Annotated in this window: 40 protein-coding genes; all 40 read right to left on the reverse strand. The window is 68.2% G+C overall.

Annotated features, from left to right (window positions below):
• Positions 1 to 432, reverse strand: coding sequence for a hypothetical protein (locus VV02_RS07505; protein WP_052590805.1), 432 nt, complete (start codon positions 430 to 432; stop codon positions 1 to 3).
• On the reverse strand, positions 429 to 1082 hold the full coding sequence (locus tag VV02_RS07510; RefSeq protein ID WP_052590806.1) for a hypothetical protein: 654 nt from the start codon (positions 1080 to 1082) through the stop codon (positions 429 to 431). The genes VV02_RS07505 and VV02_RS07510 overlap by 4 nt, the downstream gene beginning before the upstream one ends.
• 31 nt (positions 1083 to 1113) lie before the next feature.
• Positions 1114 to 2229 (reverse strand): hypothetical protein, encoded by a 1116-nt coding sequence (locus VV02_RS07515; RefSeq protein WP_052590807.1) that lies wholly within the window; start codon positions 2227 to 2229, stop codon positions 1114 to 1116.
• Complete coding sequence (locus VV02_RS07520; protein ID WP_052590808.1) at positions 2184 to 3926, reverse strand: sialidase family protein; 1743 nt, start codon at positions 3924 to 3926, stop codon at positions 2184 to 2186. Before VV02_RS07520 ends, VV02_RS07515 begins: the two co-directional genes overlap by 46 nt.
• Positions 3926 to 8872: an aggregation-promoting factor C-terminal-like domain-containing protein gene (locus tag VV02_RS07525; protein ID WP_052590809.1), complete on the reverse strand. Its 4947-nt coding sequence runs from the start codon at positions 8870 to 8872 to the stop codon at positions 3926 to 3928. The genes VV02_RS07520 and VV02_RS07525 overlap by 1 nt, the downstream gene beginning before the upstream one ends.
• Positions 8873 to 8919: 47 nt before the next feature.
• Positions 8920 to 9354: a hypothetical protein gene (locus VV02_RS07530; protein WP_052590810.1), complete on the reverse strand. Its 435-nt coding sequence runs from the start codon at positions 9352 to 9354 to the stop codon at positions 8920 to 8922.
• Positions 9351 to 9701 carry a hypothetical protein gene (locus VV02_RS07535; RefSeq protein ID WP_052590811.1) on the reverse strand — a complete coding sequence of 117 codons (351 nt, stop codon included), beginning with the start codon at positions 9699 to 9701 and terminating at the stop codon, positions 9351 to 9353. Before VV02_RS07535 ends, VV02_RS07530 begins: the two co-directional genes overlap by 4 nt.
• Positions 9702 to 9802: 101 nt before the next feature.
• Complete coding sequence (locus VV02_RS07540) at positions 9803 to 10384, reverse strand: phage tail tube protein (RefSeq protein WP_052590812.1); 582 nt, start codon at positions 10382 to 10384, stop codon at positions 9803 to 9805.
• A gap of 73 nt (positions 10385 to 10457) precedes the next feature.
• On the reverse strand, positions 10458 to 10700 hold the full coding sequence (locus VV02_RS07545) for a hypothetical protein (protein WP_052590813.1): 243 nt from the start codon (positions 10698 to 10700) through the stop codon (positions 10458 to 10460).
• A gap of 3 nt (positions 10701 to 10703) precedes the next feature.
• A complete protein-coding gene (locus tag VV02_RS07550) occupies positions 10704 to 11114 on the reverse strand; it encodes a hypothetical protein (RefSeq protein WP_052590814.1) in 411 nt (136 codons plus the stop codon).
• Positions 11111 to 11386, reverse strand: coding sequence for a hypothetical protein (locus VV02_RS07555; RefSeq protein WP_052590815.1), 276 nt, complete (start codon positions 11384 to 11386; stop codon positions 11111 to 11113). The genes VV02_RS07550 and VV02_RS07555 overlap by 4 nt, the downstream gene beginning before the upstream one ends.
• Positions 11386 to 11751, reverse strand: coding sequence for a hypothetical protein (locus tag VV02_RS07560; RefSeq protein WP_052590816.1), 366 nt, complete (start codon positions 11749 to 11751; stop codon positions 11386 to 11388). The genes VV02_RS07555 and VV02_RS07560 overlap by 1 nt, the downstream gene beginning before the upstream one ends.
• Positions 11751 to 12275: a hypothetical protein gene (locus VV02_RS07565; RefSeq protein ID WP_052590817.1), complete on the reverse strand. Its 525-nt coding sequence runs from the start codon at positions 12273 to 12275 to the stop codon at positions 11751 to 11753. Before VV02_RS07565 ends, VV02_RS07560 begins: the two co-directional genes overlap by 1 nt.
• A gap of 7 nt (positions 12276 to 12282) precedes the next feature.
• The gene (locus VV02_RS07570; protein ID WP_052590818.1) at positions 12283 to 12528 is read right to left on the reverse strand and encodes a hypothetical protein; all 246 of its coding nucleotides are present in this window, start codon (positions 12526 to 12528) and stop codon (positions 12283 to 12285) included.
• An 83-nt stretch (positions 12529 to 12611) separates the two neighbouring features.
• A complete protein-coding gene (locus VV02_RS07575) occupies positions 12612 to 13844 on the reverse strand; it encodes a phage major capsid protein (RefSeq protein ID WP_052590819.1) in 1233 nt (410 codons plus the stop codon).
• A gap of 3 nt (positions 13845 to 13847) precedes the next feature.
• Positions 13848 to 14645 (reverse strand): HK97 family phage prohead protease, encoded by a 798-nt coding sequence (locus VV02_RS07580; RefSeq protein ID WP_169787657.1) that lies wholly within the window; start codon positions 14643 to 14645, stop codon positions 13848 to 13850.
• Between the two features lie 13 nt (positions 14646 to 14658).
• Positions 14659 to 14835 (reverse strand): hypothetical protein, encoded by a 177-nt coding sequence (locus VV02_RS26335; RefSeq protein ID WP_157063313.1) that lies wholly within the window; start codon positions 14833 to 14835, stop codon positions 14659 to 14661.
• Between the two features lie 11 nt (positions 14836 to 14846).
• Positions 14847 to 16622 carry a phage portal protein gene (locus VV02_RS07585; protein WP_052590821.1) on the reverse strand — a complete coding sequence of 592 codons (1776 nt, stop codon included), beginning with the start codon at positions 16620 to 16622 and terminating at the stop codon, positions 14847 to 14849.
• Entirely contained in the window at positions 16622 to 16771 is a 150-nt protein-coding gene (locus VV02_RS26340; RefSeq protein ID WP_157063314.1) for a hypothetical protein, read from the reverse strand. The genes VV02_RS07585 and VV02_RS26340 overlap by 1 nt, the downstream gene beginning before the upstream one ends.
• A gap of 12 nt (positions 16772 to 16783) precedes the next feature.
• On the reverse strand, positions 16784 to 18148 hold the full coding sequence (locus tag VV02_RS07590) for a terminase family protein (protein ID WP_157063315.1): 1365 nt from the start codon (positions 18146 to 18148) through the stop codon (positions 16784 to 16786).
• A gap of 34 nt (positions 18149 to 18182) precedes the next feature.
• Positions 18183 to 18491 carry a hypothetical protein gene (locus VV02_RS07595; RefSeq protein WP_218917374.1) on the reverse strand — a complete coding sequence of 103 codons (309 nt, stop codon included), beginning with the start codon at positions 18489 to 18491 and terminating at the stop codon, positions 18183 to 18185.
• 95 nt (positions 18492 to 18586) lie between these two features.
• The gene (locus VV02_RS07600) at positions 18587 to 18874 is read right to left on the reverse strand and encodes a hypothetical protein (protein ID WP_052590824.1); all 288 of its coding nucleotides are present in this window, start codon (positions 18872 to 18874) and stop codon (positions 18587 to 18589) included.
• 591 nt (positions 18875 to 19465) lie between these two features.
• Complete coding sequence (locus VV02_RS07605) at positions 19466 to 20314, reverse strand: hypothetical protein (protein ID WP_052590825.1); 849 nt, start codon at positions 20312 to 20314, stop codon at positions 19466 to 19468.
• Positions 20315 to 20397: 83 nt separating this feature from the next.
• The gene (locus VV02_RS07610; protein ID WP_052590826.1) at positions 20398 to 20586 is read right to left on the reverse strand and encodes a hypothetical protein; all 189 of its coding nucleotides are present in this window, start codon (positions 20584 to 20586) and stop codon (positions 20398 to 20400) included.
• The gene (locus VV02_RS26345) at positions 20583 to 20753 is read right to left on the reverse strand and encodes a hypothetical protein (RefSeq protein WP_157063316.1); all 171 of its coding nucleotides are present in this window, start codon (positions 20751 to 20753) and stop codon (positions 20583 to 20585) included. The genes VV02_RS07610 and VV02_RS26345 overlap by 4 nt, the downstream gene beginning before the upstream one ends.
• The gene (locus VV02_RS07615; RefSeq protein WP_052590827.1) at positions 20750 to 20971 is read right to left on the reverse strand and encodes an invasion associated locus B family protein; all 222 of its coding nucleotides are present in this window, start codon (positions 20969 to 20971) and stop codon (positions 20750 to 20752) included. Before VV02_RS07615 ends, VV02_RS26345 begins: the two co-directional genes overlap by 4 nt.
• On the reverse strand, positions 20968 to 21192 hold the full coding sequence (locus tag VV02_RS07620; protein ID WP_052590828.1) for a hypothetical protein: 225 nt from the start codon (positions 21190 to 21192) through the stop codon (positions 20968 to 20970). Before VV02_RS07620 ends, VV02_RS07615 begins: the two co-directional genes overlap by 4 nt.
• Entirely contained in the window at positions 21189 to 21380 is a 192-nt protein-coding gene (locus tag VV02_RS07625) for a hypothetical protein (RefSeq protein ID WP_052590829.1), read from the reverse strand. Before VV02_RS07625 ends, VV02_RS07620 begins: the two co-directional genes overlap by 4 nt.
• Complete coding sequence (locus tag VV02_RS07630; protein WP_052590830.1) at positions 21377 to 21685, reverse strand: hypothetical protein; 309 nt, start codon at positions 21683 to 21685, stop codon at positions 21377 to 21379. Before VV02_RS07630 ends, VV02_RS07625 begins: the two co-directional genes overlap by 4 nt.
• The gene (locus VV02_RS27295) at positions 21672 to 21806 is read right to left on the reverse strand and encodes an MPN domain-containing protein (RefSeq protein WP_281177289.1); all 135 of its coding nucleotides are present in this window, start codon (positions 21804 to 21806) and stop codon (positions 21672 to 21674) included. The genes VV02_RS07630 and VV02_RS27295 overlap by 14 nt, the downstream gene beginning before the upstream one ends.
• Positions 21796 to 22188 carry a hypothetical protein gene (locus VV02_RS07635; protein ID WP_052590831.1) on the reverse strand — a complete coding sequence of 131 codons (393 nt, stop codon included), beginning with the start codon at positions 22186 to 22188 and terminating at the stop codon, positions 21796 to 21798. The genes VV02_RS27295 and VV02_RS07635 overlap by 11 nt, the downstream gene beginning before the upstream one ends.
• Positions 22175 to 22342 carry a hypothetical protein gene (locus VV02_RS26350; protein ID WP_157063317.1) on the reverse strand — a complete coding sequence of 56 codons (168 nt, stop codon included), beginning with the start codon at positions 22340 to 22342 and terminating at the stop codon, positions 22175 to 22177. Before VV02_RS26350 ends, VV02_RS07635 begins: the two co-directional genes overlap by 14 nt.
• On the reverse strand, positions 22311 to 22607 hold the full coding sequence (locus VV02_RS07640; RefSeq protein WP_052590832.1) for a hypothetical protein: 297 nt from the start codon (positions 22605 to 22607) through the stop codon (positions 22311 to 22313). The genes VV02_RS26350 and VV02_RS07640 overlap by 32 nt, the downstream gene beginning before the upstream one ends.
• Positions 22597 to 22830: a hypothetical protein gene (locus VV02_RS07645; protein WP_052590833.1), complete on the reverse strand. Its 234-nt coding sequence runs from the start codon at positions 22828 to 22830 to the stop codon at positions 22597 to 22599. Before VV02_RS07645 ends, VV02_RS07640 begins: the two co-directional genes overlap by 11 nt.
• On the reverse strand, positions 22827 to 23636 hold the full coding sequence (locus VV02_RS07650; RefSeq protein ID WP_157063318.1) for a hypothetical protein: 810 nt from the start codon (positions 23634 to 23636) through the stop codon (positions 22827 to 22829). The genes VV02_RS07645 and VV02_RS07650 overlap by 4 nt, the downstream gene beginning before the upstream one ends.
• Positions 23633 to 24094, reverse strand: a complete 462-nt coding sequence (locus tag VV02_RS07655; RefSeq protein WP_052590835.1) for a hypothetical protein — start codon at positions 24092 to 24094, stop codon at positions 23633 to 23635. Before VV02_RS07655 ends, VV02_RS07650 begins: the two co-directional genes overlap by 4 nt.
• Positions 24091 to 24228, reverse strand: a complete 138-nt coding sequence (locus VV02_RS26355) for a hypothetical protein (RefSeq protein ID WP_157063319.1) — start codon at positions 24226 to 24228, stop codon at positions 24091 to 24093. Before VV02_RS26355 ends, VV02_RS07655 begins: the two co-directional genes overlap by 4 nt.
• Before the next feature lie 175 nt (positions 24229 to 24403).
• Positions 24404 to 24799 (reverse strand): hypothetical protein, encoded by a 396-nt coding sequence (locus VV02_RS07660; protein ID WP_052590836.1) that lies wholly within the window; start codon positions 24797 to 24799, stop codon positions 24404 to 24406.
• Positions 24796 to 25083, reverse strand: a complete 288-nt coding sequence (locus VV02_RS07665; RefSeq protein WP_052590837.1) for a MerR family transcriptional regulator — start codon at positions 25081 to 25083, stop codon at positions 24796 to 24798. The genes VV02_RS07660 and VV02_RS07665 overlap by 4 nt, the downstream gene beginning before the upstream one ends.
• Positions 25080 to 25505, reverse strand: coding sequence for a hypothetical protein (locus VV02_RS26650; protein ID WP_169787658.1), 426 nt, complete (start codon positions 25503 to 25505; stop codon positions 25080 to 25082). The genes VV02_RS07665 and VV02_RS26650 overlap by 4 nt, the downstream gene beginning before the upstream one ends.
• Positions 25506 to 25518 lie beyond the last annotated feature (13 nt).

Below are 25518 nucleotides of genomic sequence, written 5' to 3' on the forward strand. Positions count from 1 at the left end.
TCAGTCCTCGCGGGTGATCTGCTCGACGGACTGCAGTGCGCGGCCCCGCTCGCGGATGGCCTGGGCTGAGCGTCCGAAACAGCCTGCGGCGATGAAGCCGAACACCAGCAGCGTTGCCAGCGGGCCGAATCCGCGGTCCAGGTAGATCGACCACACGTAGGCGCCGACCTCCGCACCGAGGATCGCTACACCGACGCCCTCCAGGAACAGCCCGAACAGGCGGCGGGGGAGCAGGGCGCCGACGAACGCGGCGCCCGACCCGACGAGCAGTGGGATCTGCCAGGCGAGCTCAAGACCCCCGGTGACCTCGTCCATGGCGTGCGCCTCGGTCCGCCCGATGAGATAGCAGATCGACAGCGCGAAGAAGCCGGCGTACACGGCGATGGCGATCGGGTGCCGTGCCGTGGTCGGCGAGAACGGGTCGCGGTTCACGACGGCGCGACCTCCTGCTCAAGCTGGAAGAAGATCTTGTCGTTGGGGACCCACGTGAACGACGTCGAACCCACGCGAGTCTGGTTGTGGCAGAACGTGAGCGCCACGCGCTGGTTCTGCGTGGCGACCACCGTGCATGGCCACTCATCGCCATTCGCCCGGCGCACGAGCCCGGTGCCGGTCCAGTCCTGGTTCCCGGTCATCACCAGGGGAGTGCGCCAGGAGTAGTTGCCCGCCCCGAGGTTCGACGACGACCCGCGACGCATGGAGATCTTCGTGACGGCGGTGCTCAGCCCGATCTTGCTGTACTGGCACGTTCCCGCGCCGTCGCCGATGCTCAGCGCCGCCTCGGATGTGCCCGAGTACCAGAAGAACCCGGCCGTGTTCCATGCAGAGGACGCCGCCCAGATCGTCGCCCATCCGGCGCCGGTCCACGCGTACAGAGACTTCGTCTCGATAACCCAGACCAGACGGCCATCGCTCGGACCGAGCCCCGCGTAGATCGTATTCCGCTCGGCCACCGTCGCCACGGTCGGCACAGCGCGCTCGTCGACCCAGAAGCCCATCTGCTCGATGGTCGTCGGCAGATCGCGCCGCGGTGAGTCGGTCGTGGTGTCGATGAGCGGTGCGCCCGTTGCGGACCTCAGCATGGGGAACCTCCTTGGGCGTGAAGGGGATTGGTCATGACACTTCGATCTCGGGCAGCTGCGTCGGTGTGCGCCCGGTGGCCTGCATGCCGGCACCGAACAGGTCGAAGTTCACTGAGTCGATGACGACGCGGCGGTTGTCCTCGGACGTGCCGATCTGGTGCACGTCGGACGCCTCGACCCCGGGGTGCCTGGTCATCTCGTAGGACACCGAGACCCGCTCGCCCTGGGAGCGCAGCACCGCGGCGTGTGCCGCGGTCACGCACTGCGCGTTGGTCGCGACGGCGTCCGTCGTGATCTTCCCGAGCACCCGGCCGCACCGATCAATGCCGGACGGTGAGTCATAGTCGGCGTACTCGCCGCGGGCCGTGCCCGCCTCGTTCGTGACGACGATGTGGTTGTAGGACTTGGAGCGGTCCGTCTCGTACTGCGCCTTCGACAGCCGGGCGCCCTGCTGCACGTGCCAGTACGGCGCGGTGCGGATGGATGGGATCTGCTGGAGCACGACGACGCCGTCCGGGCGTAGCCAGGTCTCGCAGCCGATGGACCCGGCCAGGTCGGCGATGCCCTGGGCGCGGTCCTCGTCCCAGGTGATCGAGTGCATCGGAGTCGCGTCCGCCGACTGGTCGTCCCAGCCGCACCAGGGGATCGAGTCACGCCACAGCGCCAGGATCATCTCGGGGACGGTCGGCGGCTTCTCGGGCAGCGTCGGGACCGTGAACACGCGCGGCGTCGGGAACCGGTCGCGTACGACGCGGGTAGCGAGGTCGTCCAGCGGGATCGACAGTGACGCGCCACCCCAGTCGCGCGAGGTCTTCGCGACCACACCCCACATGACCGGGATGCGCGAAGAGACGCCCTGAACGCCGGACCAGAGGCGCACGCACGCGCCAGGCTGCTGCAACATCTCCCGCGTCTCGCGGGTGCTGACGATCTCGACCGATCCCTCACGCCGGGCGAAGCTCGACCCGGACTGGCTGACGTTGCCGTCGGCGATCTCGATCGTGCCGCGGGGGATACGCGAGCGGCCGATCCACACCTCGCCGTACACGGCCGGCGAGTGTGGTGCGGACAGCGCGGCCTCCAGGCCCGCGGACCCACGAATCACGCGGGCATCTCCGCCCACGACGTCGGCATCGTCTGCATCCACGGCGGGTCCGGCATGGCGTCCCAACCGGTCAGTGACGTCGACAGGTCAATCGGCCGCTCCACCTCGGTCAGCGTCATGGACCAGTTCCACGCCGGCGTCTTCTGGATGCCGCGGGGGGTCTCCTTGACGCCTGACACGTCCACGTACGAGGCGCCCTCGAGCATCCAGAACCGTGACGGCGCAGACAGGAAGTAAGAGCCAGGTGCCAAGAGCGCGGCGCGGATCCGCTGCGCGTCCTCAGCTCCGTAAGTGAAGGCGTCGATGCTGGTCGACCGGCCGGGGGAGCGTCGCGTGACGATGAACGGCTTGGCGCCGGGGATCTCCAGCACCGACCGCGTCTCTCCGCGCTCCCACGCGCTGAGGGATTCCTTGTCGGTGTCGAACCGGCAGCCCAGCGACGGGCGGCTGCAGGGGATCAACCACTTGCCGACGTCCGGCATGGTCACCGGGGCAGACGAGGCGTACCCGTCGTCGTAGGTGACCGGCGTTTCCTGCGGGCACTCGTAGTCGTAGATGACCAGCGCGTCCGCCGCCGACAGCGCCGAGAACCTGCGAGTACGGATGTCGGCGTTGGTGTTCGTGGTGGTCTCGACCGAGTAGAACGCCAACAGGTCGGAGCCAGCGGTCTGGCAGAACTGGCCGTAGCCCATCCGCCCGCCGGTCTCGAACTGGCCGCCGACAGACCACGTGCGGCCGTCGTCCCGCGAGTACGCCCATGTGTGGCGGCCGGTCGTCTGCGCTCCACTGGAGTCCTGCTCGGGCACGCGGAGATCCGTGACGAGCACGCCATCGCGCGAGGCGCACAGAGTCGGCTGGCCAGCCAACCCATTCAGGGCGGTCGAGGGCACCGACCACGTCGCGCCGTAGTCCGTGCTGCGCGAGACCATGATCCGGTACGTCGTCGCGCCGCCGCCCGTGCCCTGCTCGAAACGAAGCAGCATGACCAGCTCGCCCGACGTCGGCGACTGCACGATCTGCCCCTCGAGGTAGGCCCGATTCGTGCCCGCGGTCTGCTCGCCGATTGTGGCCAGGTGCGACCAGGTGAGTCCGCCGTTGCGCGACACCTCGACCATCGTCGAAGCCGAGTTCACGTCCACCGCACCAGTGCCGCCGTACCCGATCGCGAGCAGCACCATGGAGCCTGTGCCGTCCGTGATCCGCGCCAGGCCGCACGGGAAGAACCACGTGCCAGCTGGACGCGAGATCTCCACGGGCGCGGACCAGGTGGTGCCGTTGTCGGCCGTGGTCGTGAACCAGCCCTGATACGGAGCCTTGGCCATGAAGTGCAGGCCGAACTTGCCGCCCGGCAGCGGCACCACGCCGGCGGCGCCTTGATCGCGAGCGCCCAGACCGGGGTTCACGATCTTCGGCGTGCTCCACGTAACGCCATCGTTCGTGCTGACCGACGTCGCGCACCGAGCACCGGTGTTGTCGACGTGCGTGGCCGACGTACGCCAGGCACCCATCATCACGCCCGTGTCCGGGTGCCGCACGACGAACGGGAACGCCTCGTAGAGCGCCGTGTCCCGCACAACAGACGAGCTCGCAGCCGCGGTGAACGGAGGCGGGACCTCGGACTGCAGCGACCCACGCACCACGACGCGCGAGCCGTCCGCACCAACGCGCGCCACCGACGACGACGGGGTCTCGATCCGCACCCGCGGTGGCACGTTGTTGGGCTCGACCGTGACAAGCATCAGACCGCCCCCGCCGTGATGTTGAACCCGGACCTACCGCGGGCCTGCTGCCGCTTCTGACGGTCGGTGACCTTCTCCGTCACGACGCTGCCGTCCAGGACGATCGCCACCTTGGCGATCTCCTCGGCGAGGCGTTCGTAGTCGATCGGTTCACCGCCGAGCAGCGCCTGCGTGTCCTGGTTGTTGTGGACCCGCTCGCCGCCTCGGAAGTCGACCAGCTCTGTCCCACGCTCGCCGACCAGATGCAGACCGCGGGTTGCCGATGACGTGCCGTTGGCGTAGCCGCCCGGCCGTGTGACCTCGCCGCCGCCGGAGTACCAGTGCGGGCTACGCGACAGCCACGTCGAGTAAGCGTTCGACGGGCTGCCGTAGCGGCTACGGATGTAGTTCAGACCCCACTGCGCCTGCCCGGCGATGGTCGACTCGAGCGGGCCGTTGACCGACGTCAGCTTCTGGAACAGGCCCCGCGCTGAGGACGACGGGTTGGCCGCATTGGGGTTCCAGCCGGACTCGCCCTGGACGAGCGACTTCAGCGCATCCCACTGCGCGCCCGAGCCCCAGCCGTACTTAGCCGCCACGCCCTGGACGACAGCCTGAGCCTGGAGCGCGGACGCCGACTGCGAGATGCCCGACCCCAGGCCGGGCGTCAGGACGTCGCCGAGCGCGGAGAGCTTCGACCCTGCCCAGTCCCACACCTTGCCGATGGCCGACTTGGCCAGACCGGCGGCCCCTTGCGCGAAGACGCTGTCGTCGAACTTGCCCGTGACACCGTCGAGCATCCCGCCAAACTTCGACTTGATCGCGTCCAGAGGGTTCAGGCTGAAGCCACCACCGCCGCTCTTGGACGAGCCGCCGAGCATGGCGTGAATGTGGTTGAAGTGACCCGCTACCTGCCACAGGTAGTTCAGCCCGAAGGCCTTGATCGTGGCCAGGGCTGACGGTGCGTGCGCGACCTCCTGGGGCGAGTTGTTGCCAGACTCGCCGGGCCAGTTGATGTCGATCGCACGACCCGAGTAGTGGTCGCTGCCCTTCATGTGCACCGGGTGCACCCCACCGAACGCCGGGTGCTCGGAGACGAGCCAGCCCATCTGCTGCAGCTTGTGACCCAGGGCAACGATGCCGCCAGCCGCGAGACCGGGGAGCGTGCCGTGACGGTTGATGTAGTCGAGCACGCCGGGGTGCTTGCGCTCCATCTTCTGCGTGGACGCCACGCGCGTGATCCACTCGCCAGGGTTCACCCGCGCCGTCGGCACGCCCCTGTCGGAGATGCCGAGCACGTTGTCGGCCGTCGCGCCTCGCCACGGGCCGCGGATCCGCCCACCAACCGCCGCCGTCTGCAGGTTCCGGTTCTGGCCCGACACGTTGCGGACGGTGTTCTTCGCGGCGCCACCGTGCAGGTTGATCGGGATGCCGATTGCCGACTTGATCCCGTTCATCGCGCCACCAAGACCGGGGATCTTGCCGATCGCTCCGAGCAGGCCGCCGAACACCGTGTTGACCACGAACTCGACTGGCCCGGCAGCGAGTCCACGGATGGCGTCCCAGGCCTTGCCGATGCCTTCCGCGGCGCCCTTGAATCCGCCGACGATCCATCCGAGCACCGTCTTGAAGCCGGGCCAGATGGTGTCTCGCATGTACGAGAACACGGCTCCCACGACGAGCTTGACGAAGCCGACGTACTTGTTGACTCCGTCCCACCAGAGCTTGAATCCGCCCACGAGCCAACCGATTACGCGGGAGATGCCGGGCCAGATCGTGTCCCGTGCGTAGGAGAAGAGGGCACCAACGATCGTGCTGATGAAGCCGATGTAGAGCTTCACCCCGGACCACCAGAGCTTGAAGCCACCGACCAACCAGCCGATGACCTTGGAGACCCCGGGCCAGATGGTGTCCCGCACGTACGAGAACACCGCGCCGACGATCAGCGAGATGAAGCCCACGTAGAGCTTCACGCCGGACCACCAGAGCTTGAACGCTCCACCAAGCCAGCCGAGGATCATCTGGAAGCCTGGCCAGATCGTGTCGCGGAAGTAGGAGAAGACCGCGACGGCGACGGTCTTGATGGCGTTCCAGGCGCCAGTCACGATGGCGCGGAATGTGGAGCTTCGCTTCCACATCAGCACGGTGGCGACACCCAGCGCCACGAGGCCGACGATGAGAAGCCCAATCGGGTTCGCTGTGAGCGCGGCGTTGAGCAGCCACTGGGCCACTGCCATGGCCTTGCTCGCGACGGCGGCAGCCTTCTCTGCGACTGTCTTCGCGACCGTCGCCGCGGTGGTGCGGATCGTCGTGAGTGACAGCGCGTTGGTGGCGGTGACGTAGAGCCAGGTCGCTGCCGTCGTCGCCTTCGACGCAGCCGCTGCGGCCTTCTCCGCGACGGTCTTCGCGACCGTGGTGGCGGCCGACCGGATCTTGGTCAGGATGCCGCTCTTCTCGGCCACGTCGTGCAGCCAGACAGCCCTGGTCCAGACCCGCTGCACCAGGTTCGCCGTACCGACCACGACGTTGTAGAGCTTGATCGCGACGAGTAGTCCGACGATGCCGATAGCGAGGTTGCGGATGGTCGTCGGGTCCATGCCGGCGATGAAGCGCAGCGTGTTCGTGAGCACGCCGAGCAGCACGAGGCCCAGAGGGGCGAGCGCCACCGTCACGCGAGCGAGCGCCGCACCGAACGCGGCGAGGAACGCGCCGACCTTCGGAAGCGCGACCTGCGCGTACCGCAGGACGCCCTGGAAGCCGGAGTTCGGGTCGCCGCTGCTCTGCCCGAAGGTGGCGAACCGCTGCGACAGGGTCTCGAGGATCCCCAGGAAAGACGTCCCAGCTGGTGCAGCGGCCAGGAACAAGGCAGCGAAGCCCTTGGCGACGTTGCCGAGGATGCGACCGAAGGTCTCCATCCAGGGGCCGGCGTTGGTCGCGATGAAGGTGAAGAACCGCGTCCAGAACGGTCCGGTCAGGGCCTTCGACGCGGCCACAGCCATGTTGCCGAGCCGGGTCGAGATGTCGGTGACGAACGCCTTCAGTGGGGTCGCCAACGGCAGCAGGTTCTTGAGCGCCTGCTCCGCGCCGGGCAGGAACCCCGTCTGCGCGGCCTTCGACAGCCCACCGAACGCCGGGATCAGCTGCCCACGCAGGAACGTCACGAACGACCGGCCGGCCGGGGTCAGCGCCGCCATAGCAGCGGCTGCCTTGGTCTGTGCCGCGGTCGCCTCGCCGGACTTAGCGCGAGCCAGGGTGAGGCTGCGCTGCGCGGCCGCCAAAGACGCCTGAGACTGGCCGACCTGGAACGCACCCTGCCGCGCCTGCGTCTGCTGCGCCTTCATGGCGTCGGTGACCTGCTGCTGAGCCCTCAGCACACCGCGCGATGCGTTGATGCGGGCGTCGGCGTACTTGCGCTCGGCGTCCGCTACCGACTTCGCTGCGTCCTTCTGCGCCTTGACGACACCGGCCTGAGCCTTGGTGATCTCGCCCTGGGCATCCTTGACGCGCTGGTTCGCGTCGGCGACGCCCTGCTGCGCATCCTTGACCTGCTTCGACCCGTTGACGCCGGCCTTGTCGGCGGCAGCCTTCTCATCGCGCAGACGCTTGTTCTGGACCAGCGTCTCCTGGTACGCCTGCCGGGCCTGGTCGAGCGCGAGCTTCGCCTGCTCCTTGTCCAGGGTCGTCGAGTTCTTGTCGGCCAGTACCTCGTTCAGGCGCTGCTGCGCGTCAGCGATCTGCAGCTTTCCGGACCGCTCGTTGAGCGCGGCGTCCTGCACGCGCAGCGCGAGGTCTTCGAGGTTCTGCTTCGCGGCCTTGCGCGCGTCGTTCAGAGCCTGCTGCGCGGTGAGCGATTGCCGCTGCGCCGAGGCCAGACCCTGCTCGGCGGACTTCACCCGGGCGACGGCGGCCTCGACCTGCTGAGCACCACGCTCACGGGCATCAGACACCGCACGCTGCGCGGCACCGATCTCCCGGTTGCCCTGCACCTCTGCGTCACGCACGCTCTCCTGGGCGCGCTTGATGCGCGTGGAGGCGGCTACTGCCGCGTCAGCGACCTGAGCTCGGGTGTTCGCCAGGCTCTTGGTCGCCGAGGTGACCGAGGCCTGAGCCGAGGCGATCGCGGCAGCCTGAGCGGTCTGCTGCTTGCCGGCCTGCGCGTTCGCCTCGTCTGCGGCGTTGAGCGCCTGCATCGCCTTGACCACTGGCGCGATCGCGAGCGCGAGTACGCCCATGCCAGCGCCGGCGCCGATGGCCGCAGCCCCGATTCCGGCGATCGCCGGGATACCCACTGCCGCAATGGGAATCAGCGCCGGCGCGAGCGCGAGTGCCGCCAGGACCAGCGTCGACACGCCGCTACCCGCGGACACACTCTGTGCGCCCATGGCCGCGAGGCGCGTCTCGGCACCGCCGGTGTCGACGTCGACGTTGATCTCGGCGTGACGGCCGTCGATCCGGGACACCTCTGCGTCGACGCGCTCCAGCGCAGCTGATGCCGCGCCGGAGTCCACGCGGACACCGATGTCGGCCGAGTCAGCCCCGAGGCGATCGAGCTCGCCCTTGATCCGGGTGATCTGGGCCTGCGCCGCGCCGGCGTCGAGGTCGACACCGATCTTCGTCTTGCCGATCGCGGCCAGGTCGGTGCGCAGTTGCGCGATTGCCTTCTGGGCAGGCGTCGCGTCGGCGTCGACCTTCGCGTCCGGCAAGGAGTCCAGCGCGCGCTTGACCTGGGTCCTGATGATCTTGTCGAAGGCCGACGCGTACGCGTTGCCGGCCTTGGTGCCGGACTCGCGCGACTTCTTCTCCGACCCCTTGCCAGGGTCTGGTGCGTCCTTGCCGGAGGTCTCATCGAATCCGCGCTGATACTCCTGACCAGCCTTGCGACCGGCCTCTCGAGCACCCTTGTCCGACTCTGACCCGTCGACGAGGAAGGTGACGTACGCGGTCGCAAGCTCAATGCCATTGGGCACGCGCCATCACCCCGCCTCTATCGACTTGTGTTGTGCTGGAAGGTGATTCAGGCGACGGCAGTGAGTTGTGCGCGCTTAAAGGCTGCGACCATGCGCGGGTCTCCACCGAGGCGTTCGGCGGCCTCGTCGAGGGTCATCGCGTCGAACTTGCGGTGCTCCACCCGGTCGGTGTCCTCGACCCGATCGTCCTCTTCCCACGCGAACTTGATCGGCGGCGCGCTTGCTGTGAACTTGCTCTGCAGCAGGTACCGCGTCAGGTCGAGCAGGGCCATCTCGCGCGAGTACCGGTCTGGCACCTTCGGATTCATGACCCGGAACAGGGCCGTGTCCGGCGTTCGGCCGGACACCCGCACCAGGACGGCCAGGTCGTGCCACGTCACCTCGGCCGAGGGGAAGTCCTGGAGTCGGGCGCCGGACCAGGCGCGGAGCTCGTAGTCGAGCTCGTCGGGGTGCTCGTCAATCAGCCTGACGAGCCCGATCATTCCCCCGACGAAACACCCGCCTCGGCCTCGACCTCTTCGTGCATCTTGCCGATCTCACGCATGCTCATCCGGCCGATGTGCTCAAGCGCGACTGGGTCATCCCGGTAAGCCGACTTCGTCAGACGGACCAGGAACTGCATCCGCTGCCAGGACGAGCTCTCGCCGGGATCCGGCTCCTGCTCGATCAGGTCGGCCGTCAGTGCGTCTTCCATCGGCAGTGACTCGTACGTCGTGCCTTCGCGATCGAACGACATCCGAACGTCTCCGGGCGACTCGGTCTCTTCGACCTTCTTGGCCTTGCGGTCGGCAGGCTTCTTGGCGTTGGCGTTGGCGGGGACGGTGGGCATGGCAGGCCCTCTCTTCTGTGGGTGGATCTGGTTGGCAGGCAATGGGATTGGGACACCGGGCCGGGCGGGGCCTGCCGGAACGCCCGGCCCGGTGGATCGGGTCAGCCCGTGGCGTCGTCCAGCACCGAGTAGGTGTAGGAGAACGACCCAGAGCTGTCCTTCTGCAGGCTGAACCGGGCCGTCCAACCACGCAGACCGCCCTTGGTGATCGCGTTGCGATCGGTGATCGTCGGCTGGCACACCGGACCCACGTCGCGGATCTTCTTCAGGCCGTACGCGGTCTCGATGAACATGACGCACTTGGGCAGCTGGCCGCCCTTGTCGGCGACGGCGATCTTGGTGCCGACGGTCGTGGTCGGAGGTGTGATGGTGACGTTGCCGGCGCCGTAGACGAACTCGAGCGCGTCCTCATCGAGGAAGCCGAGCATGGTCGCCTCGAACGAGCGCGACTCATCCGTGAGCAGCTCCGCCAGGGTCGAGCCGTCCATCTCGCGGACCTCTTCGGTGTTGGTGTCACCGCCCGGCTTGATGCCCTCGTCGCTGATCGGCCCGAGGCACACGGCCGCGACAGGAAGCGTCGCGCTGGCGTCGGTCGGGAGAGTGGTGCCTTCAGGTGCGATCCAGAGCGCACCGCCGGAGCGGGGTGCGCCGTTGGCGACGCGGCTACCGTTGTTGACTCCCATGGCGGGATTCCTTTCGAGTGCTGGCAGGCCCTCGAAGTGGTGGTGCTACCCGCGTCGCCGCGGGGGTCTGTGGCTACTTCTTGGCGGGCTTCTGGGCCTGCGCCGTCTCCTTGGCGACCTTGTCGAAGGCGGCGACCATGCGCGGGTCGCCGCCGAGCACCTGGGCGAGCTCGTCGAGGGGCATGTCGTCACCGCTCGGTGGAGTCGCCTCGGGCGCGCGCTCGGAGATCCAACCGGCCTGGACCCACTCAGCGACGTCGGCGTCAGGGACGTCCTGTGACACGTTCTTGAGCGTGGGGTGCTTGACGGTCGCCATGGCTCAGCCCTTCAGGTTGGTGGTGAGAGTCGCGAGGAACTGGTATCGCGAGGTGCCCGACTCGGGGTCGGGGAAGTTGACGGGGTCGGTGAGCCGCGCGTCGACCACGAAGACGCCGAGGGGAAGCGGACTCGACTGGTACTGCAGGGCGTCCAGCGCGTCGTACGTCGCCGAGACGAGCGCCCACGCGTCGGCATCGCCACGGACCGTGACGCCGTCGACGACCTTGTCGGCCGCCCAGCAGCGGATGATCAGGATCGGGTCGGCCTGCACGAGGTTGCGTCGAGAACCGTTGGAGCGGAACAGGTGCACGAACTTCGGAGGCCGCGGGTTCGGAACTCGGGAGGCGACCGGGACCGACAGGAGCGGACCGAGGTGGGCCACGAGCGCCTGCTCGAGCGGGGCAGGCTTCATGCGTCACGCCCCGCGGCGAGGTTGCGGATCATCCGGTCGGCGCGAGTGTCGGTCGACGGCTCGGCGATGTCGATGACGACCGCTCGTGCGGGGATCGGTTCCTCGCTGTCGTCGGCGACTTCGTAGCCACCCCAGGAAGATTCGGCGTTACAGGCCGCCGCGACCGCCTCGGCCTTGTTGCGGATCATCCGGTCGGCTTCGTCGGACTGCTCGATGTCACGCAGGACTTGGTCGTGCACGACCACGCGGACCTTGGCCCTTGCTCGCACCATCAGCCGTCCGCCCTTCTCAGCTCGACCACCAGGCCCGCCGTTGGGTGCTCCCAGGGGCCGCGGGTCCAGTCGTCGGGGTGGCCGTCGATGTCGTACCAGTCGGCGTCACCGGGCAGCTTGATTCGCGAATGCTCGGTGGTCGGGTAGTTGCCCGCCTTCGGCCCGTAGACGGACCAGATGATCAGGGAGAGGTCGCGGTTCGGCTGCGACGGCTCGCTCATCGCGCTCAGGGCGCCCGGAGCGATGGCGTGCACGGCCCAGGGCTTCTCGTTCTCCACTGGCCACGTCTTGGTCGGGTTGCCGAAAGCGTCCGGATCACCGAACTCGGGCGTCCCGACGATGACCGTGTACGGCGTGGGGAGCATCAGGCGAACACCGGGAGTCGGTAGCGCGCCAGCTCGGCCGGGATGCGAGCCGCACCCGTCACGTCGTCGATGCTCAGGTCGTACGACCTGTTGAAGGGGCCGGCAGCCTCCGCCGAAACGTTCGTGTCGCGTGCGGCGTCACGAGTCTGCGCGGCGATCAGGGGCAGCAGCTCGGCCGGGCACTCTGCGTACCCGTGGACCATGTCTACCTCGAGCACCTTGAAACCGCACGGCCAACCAGCCTGGCGGAACACCAGGCCCGCCTTGTCGAACCGGTACCCGTCGAGCACCCGCGGCGTGTCACCGGACACGTCACGGACCGCCGCCACCCCAGTCAGGCGGAGCGTCGGCAGCGCGAGGTACTGGCCGCCCGGGCCGTCGATCGAGATCGTCTCCGTGACGCTCGGGGCGATGTGCCACTTCGCGATGCTGCGGATGGCCTCGCACGCCGACTCCACCAGCTGGTCGGAGAACGGCGAGCCGGGGAACCCTTCCAGCTGGGCGGGCACGACGAGGGAGACCATGTGTGTCCTACTTGTCCTCGGGCGGGGTCTCGACCTTGGTCTCGGTCGGTCCCGGCTTGCGGCCGCGGGGCTTCGGGTCGGCCTTGGGTGTCTCGGTCGGGGTCTCCGACTCGTCCTCTTCGGACCGCACGACGCCGGCCTCGATGAGCTGCTTGGCGAGCGAGTCCGACAGGTCAACAGCGACGCCGACCTGCAGGGAGGTGTACGAGCCGCCATCGTGCGACACGGCGTTCATGGTGGGGATGACGCGCATGGTCTCTCCTGGTGTAGGCGTCGGCTGGGGAGTGCGCGCGCAGAGGCCGGGCGGTTCGGCCCGACCCCTGCGCGTGCGGTGACTCAGACGTTCAGGAACGCCAGGGCCTTCGGGCGGATCACGCCGCCGCCGACGCGGTGACGGAAGATCAGACCGACCTTTCCCTCGTCCGCGAAACGCTCGGCGAGGCGGGTGACGCCGATCTGGCGACGGTCGGCGATCATGTAGCCCGAGTAGTGGTCGCCGAAGAAGGCGCACTTGCTCGCGGTCGCGTCCGACGTGAACGCCGGCAGACCGTCCATGGCCTGCCACTCGTAGCCGAGCAGACGGGCCGGGAGACCATCGCGGACGCTCTCGCGCCAGATGTAGTCACCGTCACCGTTCTTGACGAGCGCGACGGCCTGCTCCAGCGTGGAGTTGCCGACCCACTTGCCGCGGCGGCGCGCCCACGCGGGCACGGAGTACGTGACCTTGACGAGGTCGTCGAACACCAGCGTGCCCGCGGCGGCCGCGGTCACGCCCTGCGTGATGCCGGAGCCGGTCGCCGAGATGCCCAGGGGCATCTTGTTCGCGTCACCGGTACCAGAGGCGAACGCGTCGTCCTCCTGCTCGGCGAGCTTCAGGCTGACGGCGGAGCGGATCAGCTCCTCCAGGCCCTCGTCGGAGTCGTCCAGCTCGTCGACACCGAGCTTCACCAGGGCGTTGAGGTCCCAGACGGTGATGGTGTCCTTGTTGGCGGCCGGGCTGCCCAGGCCGTCAGAGGCGGTGTCGCCCAGCTCGAGCTTGCCCCACGAGGCCGCGGAGACAAGCACGGAGCCGACGTCGACCTGACGCTTCGTGGTCGGACGAACGAACGCCATGCCGCGGTAGACGGCGTCGCGCGGCAGATCCTTGAGGATCGTGCCGGCGAAGTCCGTCGGGATCAGCTTGTTGCCGTCCGAGTCCTCCACGAGGGCGGCCTTCTGCTCGATCGTCAGGCCGGACTCGCCCTTGCGGACGTAGTCGAAGAACGCCGACTTCGCGGCCTCCTTCTTCTCCGACGCCAGGATCGGCGCACCGTGACCGAACTCGGCCGCGATGGCGGACCCCCCGGTCATGTCGTGCTTGTACTGGGGCTCCTCCAGCCATTCCTCGGTGGACTTAAGAGCAGCCTCGCGCTCCACCTGACGGCGGTACTCGCTGGCCTTCTGGAGGTGCTTCTCCATCTGGTTCGCGGCCTCGGCCGGCATAGCCTTGCCCTCGAACTCATCGTTGATCGCGCGCGCCTGTGCAGTGTGCTGGGCGGCGCGCTCCAGGAACGGGTGAACCGTAGTCATGGTTCAGTCCTCTCGGGGTGTGAGCTGGTCCGCGAGCGCGGACTCGTTCAGCTCGAGTCGGGTGCGGATGCCAGCCAGGCGGGCCGGGTCCGCTACTGCGTTCGGGTCGCCGCCGTTGAGGATTGCCTCGCTGGCGTAGCGGTCCCATCCGGCCGGAGCGTCGCCACCTGCGGGGGTGTCGTCGGTCTCGTCCGGGTTCGCCTCGACGTGCGCCGCCTCGGCGTCACCCTCGCTCGAGAGGGTGGAGTCTGTGGTCTCGACGGGCTCGGCCTCGTCGGTGGTCGTGTCGTCCTCGACGAGCGCGTCAGCCAGCGCCTTGCGCTCGTCCGGAGTCATCGCGCCGGCAAGGGACTTCACGCGCGAGATCGTGGCCTCGGGGTTCATCGGGAAGACGACGACCGAGGTCTCCCAAAGCTTGGCCTCGTCGATGTTCCGAACGGTCTTGCCGTCGACCTCAGCGAAGCTGTACTTCGTTGCCTCGTACCCGATCGACAGCGACTTCAGGTGGCCCTCGATGAGCTTCGTCCGGACGTCCTGCGCGGACGGGGCCGAGGAGAAGCGTGCCTTGATCCGCAGGCCCTTCTCGGTCTCCTGAGCGTCGTAGATCGTGCCCAGGACCGACGCCGTCGAGGCGACGTGGTCGGCCAGGAGCGGGATGCCATTGGCCTTGATGTCGGGGATGGTCGCGGCGAATGCGCCCTTGGTGACGACGTCGGCGCCCAGGTCGACGTTGCCGAACGTGGAGGCCCAGCCCTCGAGGGTGCCGTCGTCGGCGGCCTTCCACTCGATGGGCACGCTCATGCGCTCCATGACGTCAGTCCTGCGCGATCAGGCCGGCGCTGCGGAGGGTGGCCAGCGCAGCGTTGAACTTGGTTGCGAGAGCGTCGAACTCGGCCTTCGTCGGTGCCGCTGCGGCTGGGGCAACATCGGCGATCGCGGGGCCGTGGACGGGTGCCGAGGTGTCCTCGTCCCAGAACTTGGGCTCAGGCATGACTGCGCTCCCTACTCGGTGGTGTCGTGGTCGCGGCGTGAGGCCTGACGGCCTGCTTCGGCGACGCCCCAGGCAAGGGACTCGTCGGTCATCTCTGCTGCGATCTGCTGTGCTGTGGACGCCTTGAGCGCGTCGAACAGGTCGGCGACGGCGGCGTGCGGGTCGGGCGAGACGAGCGCCTCGCGTGCGCGTTCGGCGATGGTGTAGTTCAGGGCCTTGGCTGCGTTCTCGGCGCGACGGTGCTGGTATGCCTTAGTGCGCTCGATGTCGTACGTCTCCGAGGTGGACGCGCCGGCCGCAGACGATGCGGCTAGTCCGAGCGTGGCCAGGACGCCAGTCAGGTTCGCGTTCCAGGTAGCCGGGTCGATGCCGACTGCCTTGCCGTGGATCTGGCCCAGAACGTCGGCACGACGGCCCTCGAGGTAGGCCACGAGGGCCGCCTCGGCTCGCTCGGTCTCCCGATCGCGCAGCGCCGCCTTCGCGTCATCGGCTGGCGGGTCCGGATCCGGCTTGGGGTCCGGCTGGGTAGCGGGCTGGGCCGTTCCCACCTGTTGCAGCTCGCCGGCCGCGTCGCGGGTAGCGATCACGCCGGAGGGCATCAAGAACACCTCGCCGCCAGGAACCTCGGGCAGGCCGACCTCGCGGCGCCAGTCGTTCATCGTCATGCCACCCGCACGCAGGCCCTCGGTCGCTCGCGTCCAGCGAGCGCTCTCGGACTCCTTGAGTGCCAGCACCTCGGACGTGTCGTTGCGCAGGATCACGCGACGACGGCCGGCGCCAGAGGGGAACATCGGGAGCAGCTGACGCTCGAGGGTGTCCCGGATGCGGCGCTGCAGCGGCATCAGCGTCTCTTCCCAGAAGGAGACGCGCGCCTCGGCGTAGTTGGCGAACGTGGATCGGTCCAGCCCGACCTTCGCGCCGACGAGGATCGGTGGCACGCCGAACGACATGCAGATCCGCGACTCGCTGATCGTGCGCAGGTCGGGGAACTCGAGATCCTTGAGGTTGAGGCCGAGCTGCTTGACGTCCATGCCGGTCTGCAGGAACGCGGGCTCGCCACGCTTGCGCCCGCCGTAGGCCGACTTCCACATCGCCTTGAGTCGGTTCGTTGTCTCCTGGTCGAGGACGTGCTGCAGGTCGGACATCGTCACGACGACGCCAGGGACCGCGCTGTTTTGCAACAGCGCCTTGACGAAGTCGGTCGCCTCGTTATCCAGCGCCGTGGCGCGCAAGGCTGCGCGCATCGGGGGAGTGCCGACCATCGGATCAACCGGGTTAGGCAGCTTGAAGTGGATCGCCTCGACCGGAACCGTCCGACCGCCGACGACGTAGCCATACGAGACCTGCCGCGTACCCCGCTTCATCCGCACCAGATCGGGGCGAAGCGGCCACAGCTCGACGGGAGTCCCCGCGCGATCGCGCACAACCTCCCAGAACCCATTGCCGGCCAGGTCCAGGTGTAGGTAGAGCAGCTCGAACAGCTCGTACTCCGACAGCAGCGGGTTCGGCGACGCCAGCAGCCGGCGCATCGGGTGATCCTCGATCGGCTCACCGCGGCGGCCGAGCGCGTCGTACACACGCACCGGAGCCTCAGGGCCAGACGTCGCCTTCTCGACGATGCACGCGTAGGCAAGCTCGTTCTTGTCATACCCGTGCGAGACGTGGTTCAGGAACGTCGACGCCGGGAACTCCGGGTCTGGCGTCGAGGGGTTGAAGAACCTCAGCAGCCCAGACGTCGTGTCGTTCTTCGACTCGGCGGGAGCGGGCGAGCTGGACAGCCAACCCATCAACGCCACCCGAGCAGGACGGCCACGCCACACGCGGCGACGCCAGCAGCGATCAGCGAGAACGCGATACCGAAGGCCAGGCCGACGCCGACACTGATCAGCAGGACACCCAGAGCCATCAGGGCGGCAGCAACATCGTTGCGCTTCACGTCACTACCTCCTCAGAAGATCTCGGGTGGCGGAGCGGCTGGCCGAGCCAGAGCCCACACGGCCCAGGTCGCTGCCTCGAGCGGGGTGATGTCCGGGACCTCGGCGCCCTTCGGCGGCCGCCGCTCCCACTTCCACCGGTCGCCCGACGCCTTCTTCACCGCGTCATCCACGGCCTGGTTCAGCTCGGGGTAGTTCGCGTGCCGGAACGTCTTCTGCCGCGCACGCTCGACGATGTCGGCGCACGCATCCAGCGAGTCAGCCGCCTTCGCCACCACGACGCGCAGACCGGCCGTCTTCAGCTTCGGGATGAGCACTGCGGCCGGACCTGTGCCGTCCACGACGAACGGGGCCGCCTTCTTCGCGTTGAGCGCGACCGCCTTGTCCACCACCCAACCGGCACCTTTGGCGTGCTCGACCGGCTTCACGTGCACCACGTCGCCCTCGACGTACGCCGCGGTGATGGCCGCGTGCTCGAGGTCCAGGTCGGCCGCGATGCCGTACGCCGCGACCGGCAGCTTCTTCGACGGCCGCTCACCACCACAAGCAGCCCACGCGGGACCGAACGCTGTCGCGCCAGTCGTGTCGTCCCAGATTCCCAGACCCTCGCGACGGAACGAGTCCTCGTTCGTCAGGTTCTCCCGCATCCGCTCCATCGACTCGATGGGCGTGTGATGCGGGAAGCTCGGGTTCGCCTTCGCCCACTGCTTGTGGTCATCCAGCTTCGCGGCACGATCCGCACCGAACTCGATGTAGACCATGTTCTTCGACTTGCCCGACAGGGCCTTCTCGCGACGGTTCGCGAACTCCTCGCCCGCGTCGCTCGGCCGGGGGGGAGTGCCCATGAAGAACAGCAGCGCGCCGGCTTCCTGGCGGGACTGGTTCGTCGCCGCGATCATGTCCTCGAGGGCCTTCTCGGACAGGATCTGCGCCTCATCGAAGACCTCGATGTCGACCTCGTCGAACCCGCGACCGAAGCCGTCCGCTCGAGCGCCGAACATGATCACCGAGCCGTTGCGGAACCGGATCTCCTGCTCGCCGTTGACCGACCGGATGCCGAGGATGTGGGGCGCGATCTTGCGCCGCTTCACGTAGCCCTGCATCGACTGGAACGTCTTGGAACCCGTGCGCGTACGGTGCGCAGTCCACAGCACCGTCATCCCCGGATGCAGGATGCACAGGGCGATCACGATCATGCCGACCAGGAACGTCTTGCCGACCTGGCGCGGGATTGACAGCACCACGCCACCGACCGTCGCCGCGTACTTCCCGTCCGCGCGCTTGCCCAAGATGATCGAGCCGGCGCCGTGCTGCCACTGGTCGAACACGATGCCCATGTCCGCGCACTGCGCGACAACCCTGGGCCAAGCCGTCGTCACGATGCCCTCAGGCTTGACGACCTCGCGCGCAACCTCAGATAGCCGAAGCGTCGAACGGCTGGTCCGTTGCAGCGGCGGCACTCTCGCTCGCCTCCTCCGAAGCGCGAGCGTCGTACGCCTCCAACTCCTTGCCGATCTCCATCAACCGACGCGACAACGCCGCCAGATCAGCACCACGGATGCCAGGGTCATCGATCGCCTTCGCGATCCGAGCACGCATCGCCACCAGCTCATCCCGCCGCGTGCCCTCGGCGACAGCAGCCTCGACCTTCATCGGCGGCTTCCTCGCGGGCGCCTTCTCGCCAGGAGCCACAGTCCGCAGCGGCGTCTTCCGAGTCGTCATGGCACCCCCTGAAGCGAAAAAATGGCGGGGAGGGACAGGACGACAGCACTCACTGGCACACTCCAGCGGCCGAACTTTCGACCCGCCCCTCCCCCTCAGGGTTCGCGGCTGGTGCTGGCCTGTCGCAGCGTGCCGATGCGCTTGAGGCCGCCGGCTCGTCGGTTGCAGCTCTTGTGCTCGGGGCCGGTGTAGCGGTCCTTGGTCGTGTCGTCGTGACCGAGTTCCCACTCGGCACCCGGCGCGATCAGTCCGGGGCAGTTGGGGAACTGTGGGTGTCCGTGGCGTGTGCACATGACGTTGCCGGTCGCAACGGTCGGTGCCCAGCGTGCTCGTAGCTTCTGGTGCGCCTTGCCATACCCGTTGGCTGTGGTGCGACCGGTCATGCGCGCTCGTCTAGGTCGGCATCGCATGCTGTGCACCATGGTTGCCCTGGCGCTACCTGTCGCGCACTGCACAGTGGGCACCAGATGGGAGCGGCCATGGTCACCAACCCTGGGCATGACAAAGGCCCAGCCGCTATGGGCTGGGCCTGATTCAGGGAACACTTGTCCCCCGATATGTCACAGGGTAACTCACAGATCGGCTATCGACCCACACGTCAGACCTCGGGCGTTTCCGACCGAGGTCTGACGTCTTGCGGCACACCATCGTTCTCGTAGCCGCACTCCGTAGACAACTCGGTGATCGTCATGCTCCCTTCCTGCCTTCCCTGTGACGCTGGTTCTTCTCGATCCACGCCTTGGTCAACCCCCCGGCGCATCGCATCGCACCGCAGGCGCAACGGTCGACCTGCGTGATGCCGGACCACCCTGTGGTCCATGGCGAGCATCGGTGCAGGCGCTGGGGGAGAGGCGCTTGGTACCACCACAAGCCGTTCTTGTGGGTGTATCCGTCGTCGAGCGTGGTGCTCGTTAGCCCTATGAATATCCGCCATTCATCAGCGAAGCCGGGGTCACGGGGGTTCGGTATTGCCGTCATGCACCCTTCCTCTCTCGTCGTGCCAGTGCGCCGTAGACCTCGAACCGGTCGAACAGCGCGCGTCCCTGGTCATCGGTCATCGGCTGCCCGTTCTCGTCGCGCGTGGCGCTGATGATGCCGCGTCGCACCCACTGTCGGATGGCGACGCGTGTCGTGACGATCCCGAGCTTCTTCTTCAACAGCGGCACGAGTTGCTCGGCCGTCACCGGATGATTCTCGCCGACGATGCGCACGATCCAGCCGTCGATGGTGTCGTCTGTACCGCAGCCCTTGCAGATGATCGCCTTGCCTGGATAGACCCGGATCGGGGTGCCGCACACGACCTTGTCGCCTTGGTGACCGATCGTCACCGGGCAGTCACCGATCCAGACCCACTCCTTGCCGGCGCCTCGTGGCTGCCATCGCTGGACCTTGCGTGCGCAGTCGCCCAGCTCGTCGAGGATCTCGGTGATCGCGTCGTGTGCTGCGAGGTGGCGTGCCCAGCGGTCGAGGAACCGGCACATGCCGTCCACGTCCTGGCCGTGGGGGAGCACCGTCGTCACGCTGAAGTCCTCCATCGCCACGCGCGACCACGAGTTGAGGAAGAACGCCACGTGTGCCCGGTCGGACACGTACGCGTCCAGGCTCGACACGTCCTCGTTCTCTTCGTGGTTGTCGCGGATGACGGCCTGTAGACCCTCATCTGATCCGCGGCTGCTGGTGCGTGCCCCGTGCCCACCTGATCCGGTGAACGAGCGCGATGTGGTCTTGCGGTGGCTCATCGTGCGCCACCCGTAGCGGATGGCGGAGAGGTCGGCCTTCAGCTTGTCCTCGGCCTGCGCTCGGGAGAGTGTCTGCTCGGTCACGTCGGGTCCTTCCGCTGTTGAGTTGTGGTGATCGGGCGGTGGCGCTGGCTACCTGACCAGTTCGCAGGAGCCGACGAGGCTGGTCATGTGCCCCCCTTGGATGGGCCGGCGAGTGTGTAGTCGGCTTTGGTCAGCACGGGCCGCAGGGCGCGTCTCATCTCGCGAACGAAGACGTGGCATGCCAGCCCGAGGTCGTGCAGCGGCAGATCAAGCCGCGGGCCGATGAAGTCGCAGGTGGCGCAGTGAGGCTCGTGCTTGGGGTGCTCGCTCACTGGCCCTCCCGCTTGTCGGCCTCGCTGTTGGCGAACCCAGCAAGGAAGGTGAGCACCAGGCCCGTGAGTAGCCACTGCCACCACGAGCCCAGCAGCCAGATCGCGGCGAGCAGGCACATGCCGGCGAGGGTCATCAGGACGTTGCAGGCGAGTCGGTAGGGGTTCATGCGGTCTCCTTGGTGGTGGTGTCGAAGTGGCGCCTGTCGAGGTAGTGGCTCCAGGCGTTGTCGAGGTCGTCTACGTCGGGTTGGCCGGCGAGCAGGTCGGCCCAGTAGCACCCGGCCTGGTTGCATCTGAGCCAGTGCGTGACCTCTTGCCCGTCGCCGATCTCGACGGTGGTGACTCGGTGCTCGATGCCGGGTGGCAGCCCGAGGCCCTGTGTCATGGCTCGTCGCTCATCAGGCGTTGGGCGTAGTCGTCGCATGCGATCTCGGCGAGGCGCGCGAGCCCGAGGTCGATGTGTGCGGGCGTGGACTCCGGGCGCAGGACGACGGGCACGGAGCGGCCGTCTTCGGCGCGGTAGACCTCGACCGAGAGGACCCATCCGCCGTGCAGTCCGAGGATGTCGGTCAGGGCGTCGTCGATCTTGTCTGTGCGCTCGCTCATCGCGGATCCTCGAACCGGTCGGCGTAGGGCTGCGCGAGATGCGCCACCAGATACGAGCCGTTCGGGACGTTCAGCCGACCCCACTTCTCGGCTTCTGAGCGGGCGTAGAACGGGCCAACGAGGGTCGGGAGGTCCGGGGCTGCGGTGTCGCTCCAGATGATCGTCAGCGCGTACTGCTTCCTGTTCACGATGCCTCCTCTCGTCGTACGCCGTGCTGGGCGACGTGCAGCCACGTGCTCCATGCGACCAAGTGCTCGTCCGGGCTGACGTCGATGGAGACGCCGCAGATGGTGCACCTGGTCGACAGGACGGCCGTCCCGTGCTCGTTGATGTACCAGTAGACGTACGCGACCTCGGGGAACGTGGGGTCTCCCGTGACGCGCTCGGCCACGGCGATGACCACGGGCTTGTCGTCGTACGCGGTGGTGCGGTTGGTGACTCGCATGGCCCGGTCTGCCGCTGCGACGCGGGTGAGCAGCTCACGTGCCTTCATGGCGCTCCTTCCGGAACAGGGCGGGGTGGAAGCGTGCCGAGTGCAGATCGGCCAGGGTGGGCGCCGGGCTGCCGACGGGCAGGATCCAGGCGCGACCCTTCACGGCGGTGTCAATCGGCATGGCTGCCCTCCCGGTGCTCGGCGGCGCGCTCTCTCCGCAACGCCTGCGTCGTCGGGCACGGCTGGACGACGTTGCAAGTTCGGCAGACGCGCTGAGACCGAATCCCCGGGGCATCACCGTGTATGGCTAGGGCTTCTACCTCGCGCTCGGCCATGAACTCGGCCATCGCCTCTAGGCGGTCACCTCGCTCGCACTCGTCGGCCCGTACGGCTTTGCGGTCGGCCTCGATGAGGGCTGCGATTGCCCTCCGTCGGTCGGTCGCGTCCAGGCAGCAGACGAACGTGTCCGGGTCGTCAGGGCAGGCGTCCATGTCGTGCTTTCGGCACGGCGCGGTCTTTGCCGCCAGGTCCAGCGCGGACGGGATCGGGTCAGCGGCGCTCATTAGCCTTCCTCTCATTGATCTCGTGCAGGACCGAGCGCACGTAGGCGATCTGATCGCGAGTGCGGCCGTCCAACTCGGGGTGCTCCTCGGTGGTGAGGTCCGCGAGCGTGCGCAGCGCGGCCTCAATGCGGCTCCGGGTCACAGTCCTGGTCATCGTCGGCTCCCTTCTTGTACGGGTTGAGCGCGATGTGATGCCCGTCGCGTAGGTCTTCAGCCCATTCGCGAAGCCCGCCCGCGTGACCGTTGTCCCACGCGTCGGCCAGCAGCCCTTGCACGGGTGCGGAGTCGGCCAGGGCCACGGCGGAGGCGCAGCCACGGTCGGTCCAGAGTTCGTCGTCTCCCAGGCAGGATCCGGTGCCGTCGTACTCGCAGTCCATCCCGGCCATCAGGGCAGCCACCGTGCGCTGGTCAGCGGTCATCGCGGGCCTCCATGGCTCGCACCGACGTCTTCGTGGTCATGCTCTTGGGTCCTTCGGCTCGGTGGGCGCGCTCAAGGGCGCGCAGGCTGATGCAGGTAGGGCAGCTGAGTTGGCCGGCGCGGAACGCTATCCACTCGTCGTGATCCCGGCGCGGGTCGGTCGGCTCGTCGCACGAGGTCTCGGCGACGTCGTGGGCTACCCCGTGGCGGCGGCAGTACGTCATGACGGGCTCCCGTCTGTGTTGAGTCCCGAGGCGAGTCGGCATCCGTGACGACTTCCCGGTGGGCACTTAGGGCATCCGTGCGAGAGGTACGCGCACGACGTCGCCATCCGGTGCCGGGCGTAGATGTTCGGGCAGTCGATGCCGTCGTTTCGGCCATGGCACTCGCCCGAGCCGTCCGCGTGGACGGTCACGAAGCCCTCGCAGCGCAGCGTCAGTAGTGAGCGCTCCCGTGACGCGTCGGCGGCCACCCACTTCTCCTCGTAGGCGGCTGCCGCGCCGCGGCACTTGGTGCGCTGATGGAAGCGGACCATCGGCGAGCCGAGCGGGTTCAGCAGGTTTTCGCCGGCGAACCGGAACACCTTCTGGCGGTGAGTGATCGGCTCACGGCAGGCGGGGCAGAATCCGTCAGGGAGTTCCATCGCCTCGGATGCGCGCTCGATCTCGCGTGCTGCCTCGACGGCCGAGAGATGACCGATGCACGGCGCAGGCTCGCCGCACTCGGCGCAGATCGCATAGTGCTCGGGCAGGACGTGCCAGGTGATGAAGTGCCAGGGCTCGACGGTCATCATGTGCTCGTCGCCGCCCTTGACTGGCGTGACGATGACCCGGAACGGTGCTCGCTGCCACGGGTCGGGCATCCGCTCGTCGTGCCACATCTGCACGGCGCGTTCGGACCAGTCGCCGGGGATGAGGTCTTCCACGCGCACGATGCGCCAGGCCTTTTGTCCGTGCCCGATGAGCACGCCCGCCTCGGGTGGTCTGCGGTGGTAGCTGGTCGTGCAGATCGCCGGTCGCCATCCACTCATGACGCCGCCAAGGGGATCGGGTCGCCGTAGCCAGCGGTCCGCAGCACGGCCGTTACGCACGCGACCGTCGTGCAGATTGGGTCAGGCATGTCCGGCTCGACCTGCGCGCCGACCATCGCCAGGAACGCGGCCGGGTGGACGTAGGCGAACCAGCGGCCTACGTCGGTGGAGCCGGCACGCTTCACGACGAGCACGCCGTGGTCAGCTCCGGCGTTGTTGACCTCGCGTTCGACCTCGGCCATCCAGCCGGCGAGCATCTTCGTGGCGGGCTGTCCGTTGCCGGCGGCCGAGTACGACTTGACCTCGACGATGACGGCGTGGCCGGGTAGCAGGCTGATGTCGCCTCGGTCGTACGCGCCGCTGAGCGTGAGGCGTTCGGCCCAGGGGAATCCGTGGGCGCGGAACCAGTTGACGCACGCGGTCTCGGCCAGCGTGCCCTTGGCCTTGCTGCGGTTCATGCTGCTGCCCTCCGCTCGGTGATGCGTTGCTCGACCTGTTCGCGGGACCATCCGCCGACGAGGAGTCGGCAGCCGCAGTTGCACCAGGCGATCCACCGGTCGCCGTGCTGGCGGATCTGGTCGCGGTGATTCACGCGTCGGCTCCCCGGTTTGGCACCCAGCGCTGGATGCCTCGCGGTCCGGGCACCCATCGGCCGTCGGTCAGTGGCACATCGACGCGGCAGACGGGACAGAAGCCGTCAGCGTCGAGGTGCTCCTTCGACCGTGCGCACCCTTGGCATTGCATCGGGTTCTTCGGGCGCGGCGGGGTCATGAGGCCCACGCCCTCTGTGCGTCGCTGGCCTTGTACGCGCGTGACTTGTTGAAGCACGACGTGCACAGGCCGCTGGTGTTCTTGCGGCCGAGGTAGTTCCCGCACCCCGTCGGGCAGGGGCGGCGCTTGGCCTCTTCGTAGGCGCGGCGTACGTCGGTCTGGACGTGGACGGCGTGGGCTAGGTCGCGGCGGCCGGCGCGGTGCATGCTGCGTTCGAGTGACTCCAGCGTGAGCCCGAGGCGGCGTGCGATGTGGTCAGGTGACTCGCCTGCTTCGAGGAGGAACTCGACGTCTTCGACGCGGTCGCGCAGACGCTGCTCACTGGCGGCTGCGTTGGCGGCTGCTGCTCGCTGGCGTGCGGCCTGTCGCCCTGGGGTGTACTCGTAGGTCATGACGCCACCTGCTCGACGGTGAACGGGCCGACGCGCCACGAACCGGTGGCGCGGATGCTGACGGACGCCTCGGATGCGGCGGACGGCGTGAATCCGGCGCGGACCAGTTGGGCCATGACGCGCAGGTGCTCGATCTGGTCGCGGGTCAGCTTCCGTCGGTGCCCGGAGCCGAGCCGTTCGGGCTGGCCGGGGATGAGTCCGAGGCCGCACCAGTAGTCGAACTGCCGGTAAGTGAGGCCCGCGGGGAGCGATGCCTTGGATGATGGGCGCTGGTCGGTGGTCATGTCTCCTCCTCGTCTGCCCGTGCTCGGGCTGCGGCGTACGCCTCGGGGTCGAGCCCGGCGTCGTCGATGGGGTTGGTGTGGTCGTGCTTCGCAGCCTTGGGGATGCCGTCGCGCCATCCGGGCGGCGGAACCGACGCGACCTCGGCCGCGCACGCGGCGCAGCGCAGAGCGTGCTGGCCGGGGTGGTCGGGGCACTCCTTGGGCCGAGTGAGCGCGGCTGCGGTCGTCTTCTCCCAGTGCTGACCGGGCCGAGCGATGAGCCCCGGTGTGCGGGCGTGCTCGTTAGCCGCGCACGCGATTGCGGCACGGCACACGTCCAGCGCGGGAGCGATCTCCGCTGCCTGCGCGAGTGCCGACTGGATGCCGGGCAGGTCCCAGTCCCGTCGCAGCAGGTGCAGCAGCTCTGCGAGTCGTTGGGCCATGGGTGGAGTCATC

It is taken from the genome of Luteipulveratus mongoliensis (assembly GCF_001190945.1).
Classification (GTDB): Bacteria; Actinomycetota; Actinomycetes; order Actinomycetales; family Dermatophilaceae; genus Luteipulveratus; species Luteipulveratus mongoliensis.

Coding starts and splice junctions, on each gene's coding strand:
- VV02_RS07510 (WP_052590806.1), bottom strand. CDS start 1,082: ATGCTGAGGTCCGCAACGGGCGCACCGCTCATCGACACCACGACCGAC.
- VV02_RS07520 (WP_052590808.1), bottom strand. CDS start 3,926: ATGCTTGTCACGGTCGAGCCCAACAACGTGCCACCGCGGGTGCGGATC.
- VV02_RS07530 (WP_052590810.1), bottom strand. CDS start 9,354: ATGATCGGGCTCGTCAGGCTGATTGACGAGCACCCCGACGAGCTCGAC.
- VV02_RS07535 (WP_052590811.1), bottom strand. CDS start 9,701: ATGCCCACCGTCCCCGCCAACGCCAACGCCAAGAAGCCTGCCGACCGC.
- VV02_RS07540 (WP_052590812.1), bottom strand. CDS start 10,384: ATGGGAGTCAACAACGGTAGCCGCGTCGCCAACGGCGCACCCCGCTCC.
- VV02_RS07545 (WP_052590813.1), bottom strand. CDS start 10,700: ATGGCGACCGTCAAGCACCCCACGCTCAAGAACGTGTCACAGGACGTC.
- VV02_RS07550 (WP_052590814.1), bottom strand. CDS start 11,114: ATGAAGCCTGCCCCGCTCGAGCAGGCGCTCGTGGCCCACCTCGGTCCG.
- VV02_RS07555 (WP_052590815.1), bottom strand. CDS start 11,386: ATGGTGCGAGCAAGGGCCAAGGTCCGCGTGGTCGTGCACGACCAAGTC.
- VV02_RS07560 (WP_052590816.1), bottom strand. CDS start 11,751: ATGCTCCCCACGCCGTACACGGTCATCGTCGGGACGCCCGAGTTCGGT.
- VV02_RS07565 (WP_052590817.1), bottom strand. CDS start 12,275: ATGGTCTCCCTCGTCGTGCCCGCCCAGCTGGAAGGGTTCCCCGGCTCG.
- VV02_RS07570 (WP_052590818.1), bottom strand. CDS start 12,528: ATGCGCGTCATCCCCACCATGAACGCCGTGTCGCACGATGGCGGCTCG.
- VV02_RS07575 (WP_052590819.1), bottom strand. CDS start 13,844: ATGACTACGGTTCACCCGTTCCTGGAGCGCGCCGCCCAGCACACTGCA.
- VV02_RS07580 (WP_169787657.1), bottom strand. CDS start 14,645: ATGAGCGTGCCCATCGAGTGGAAGGCCGCCGACGACGGCACCCTCGAG.
- VV02_RS26335 (WP_157063313.1), bottom strand. CDS start 14,835: ATGCCTGAGCCCAAGTTCTGGGACGAGGACACCTCGGCACCCGTCCAC.
- VV02_RS07585 (WP_052590821.1), bottom strand. CDS start 16,622: ATGGGTTGGCTGTCCAGCTCGCCCGCTCCCGCCGAGTCGAAGAACGAC.
- VV02_RS07595 (WP_218917374.1), bottom strand. CDS start 18,491: ATGACGACTCGGAAGACGCCGCTGCGGACTGTGGCTCCTGGCGAGAAG.
- VV02_RS07600 (WP_052590824.1), bottom strand. CDS start 18,874: ATGACCGGTCGCACCACAGCCAACGGGTATGGCAAGGCGCACCAGAAG.
- VV02_RS26345 (WP_157063316.1), bottom strand. CDS start 20,753: ATGAACCCCTACCGACTCGCCTGCAACGTCCTGATGACCCTCGCCGGC.
- VV02_RS07615 (WP_052590827.1), bottom strand. CDS start 20,971: ATGACACAGGGCCTCGGGCTGCCACCCGGCATCGAGCACCGAGTCACC.
- VV02_RS07620 (WP_052590828.1), bottom strand. CDS start 21,192: ATGAGCGAGCGCACAGACAAGATCGACGACGCCCTGACCGACATCCTC.
- VV02_RS07630 (WP_052590830.1), bottom strand. CDS start 21,685: ATGAAGGCACGTGAGCTGCTCACCCGCGTCGCAGCGGCAGACCGGGCC.
- VV02_RS27295 (WP_281177289.1), bottom strand. CDS start 21,806: ATGCCGATTGACACCGCCGTGAAGGGTCGCGCCTGGATCCTGCCCGTC.
- VV02_RS07635 (WP_052590831.1), bottom strand. CDS start 22,188: ATGAGCGCCGCTGACCCGATCCCGTCCGCGCTGGACCTGGCGGCAAAG.
- VV02_RS26350 (WP_157063317.1), bottom strand. CDS start 22,342: ATGACCAGGACTGTGACCCGGAGCCGCATTGAGGCCGCGCTGCGCACG.
- VV02_RS07640 (WP_052590832.1), bottom strand. CDS start 22,607: ATGACCGCTGACCAGCGCACGGTGGCTGCCCTGATGGCCGGGATGGAC.
- VV02_RS07645 (WP_052590833.1), bottom strand. CDS start 22,830: ATGACGTACTGCCGCCGCCACGGGGTAGCCCACGACGTCGCCGAGACC.
- VV02_RS07650 (WP_157063318.1), bottom strand. CDS start 23,636: ATGAGTGGATGGCGACCGGCGATCTGCACGACCAGCTACCACCGCAGA.
- VV02_RS07655 (WP_052590835.1), bottom strand. CDS start 24,094: ATGAACCGCAGCAAGGCCAAGGGCACGCTGGCCGAGACCGCGTGCGTC.
- VV02_RS07660 (WP_052590836.1), bottom strand. CDS start 24,799: ATGACCTACGAGTACACCCCAGGGCGACAGGCCGCACGCCAGCGAGCA.
- VV02_RS07665 (WP_052590837.1), bottom strand. CDS start 25,083: ATGACCACCGACCAGCGCCCATCATCCAAGGCATCGCTCCCCGCGGGC.
- VV02_RS26650 (WP_169787658.1), bottom strand. CDS start 25,505: ATGGCCCAACGACTCGCAGAGCTGCTGCACCTGCTGCGACGGGACTGG.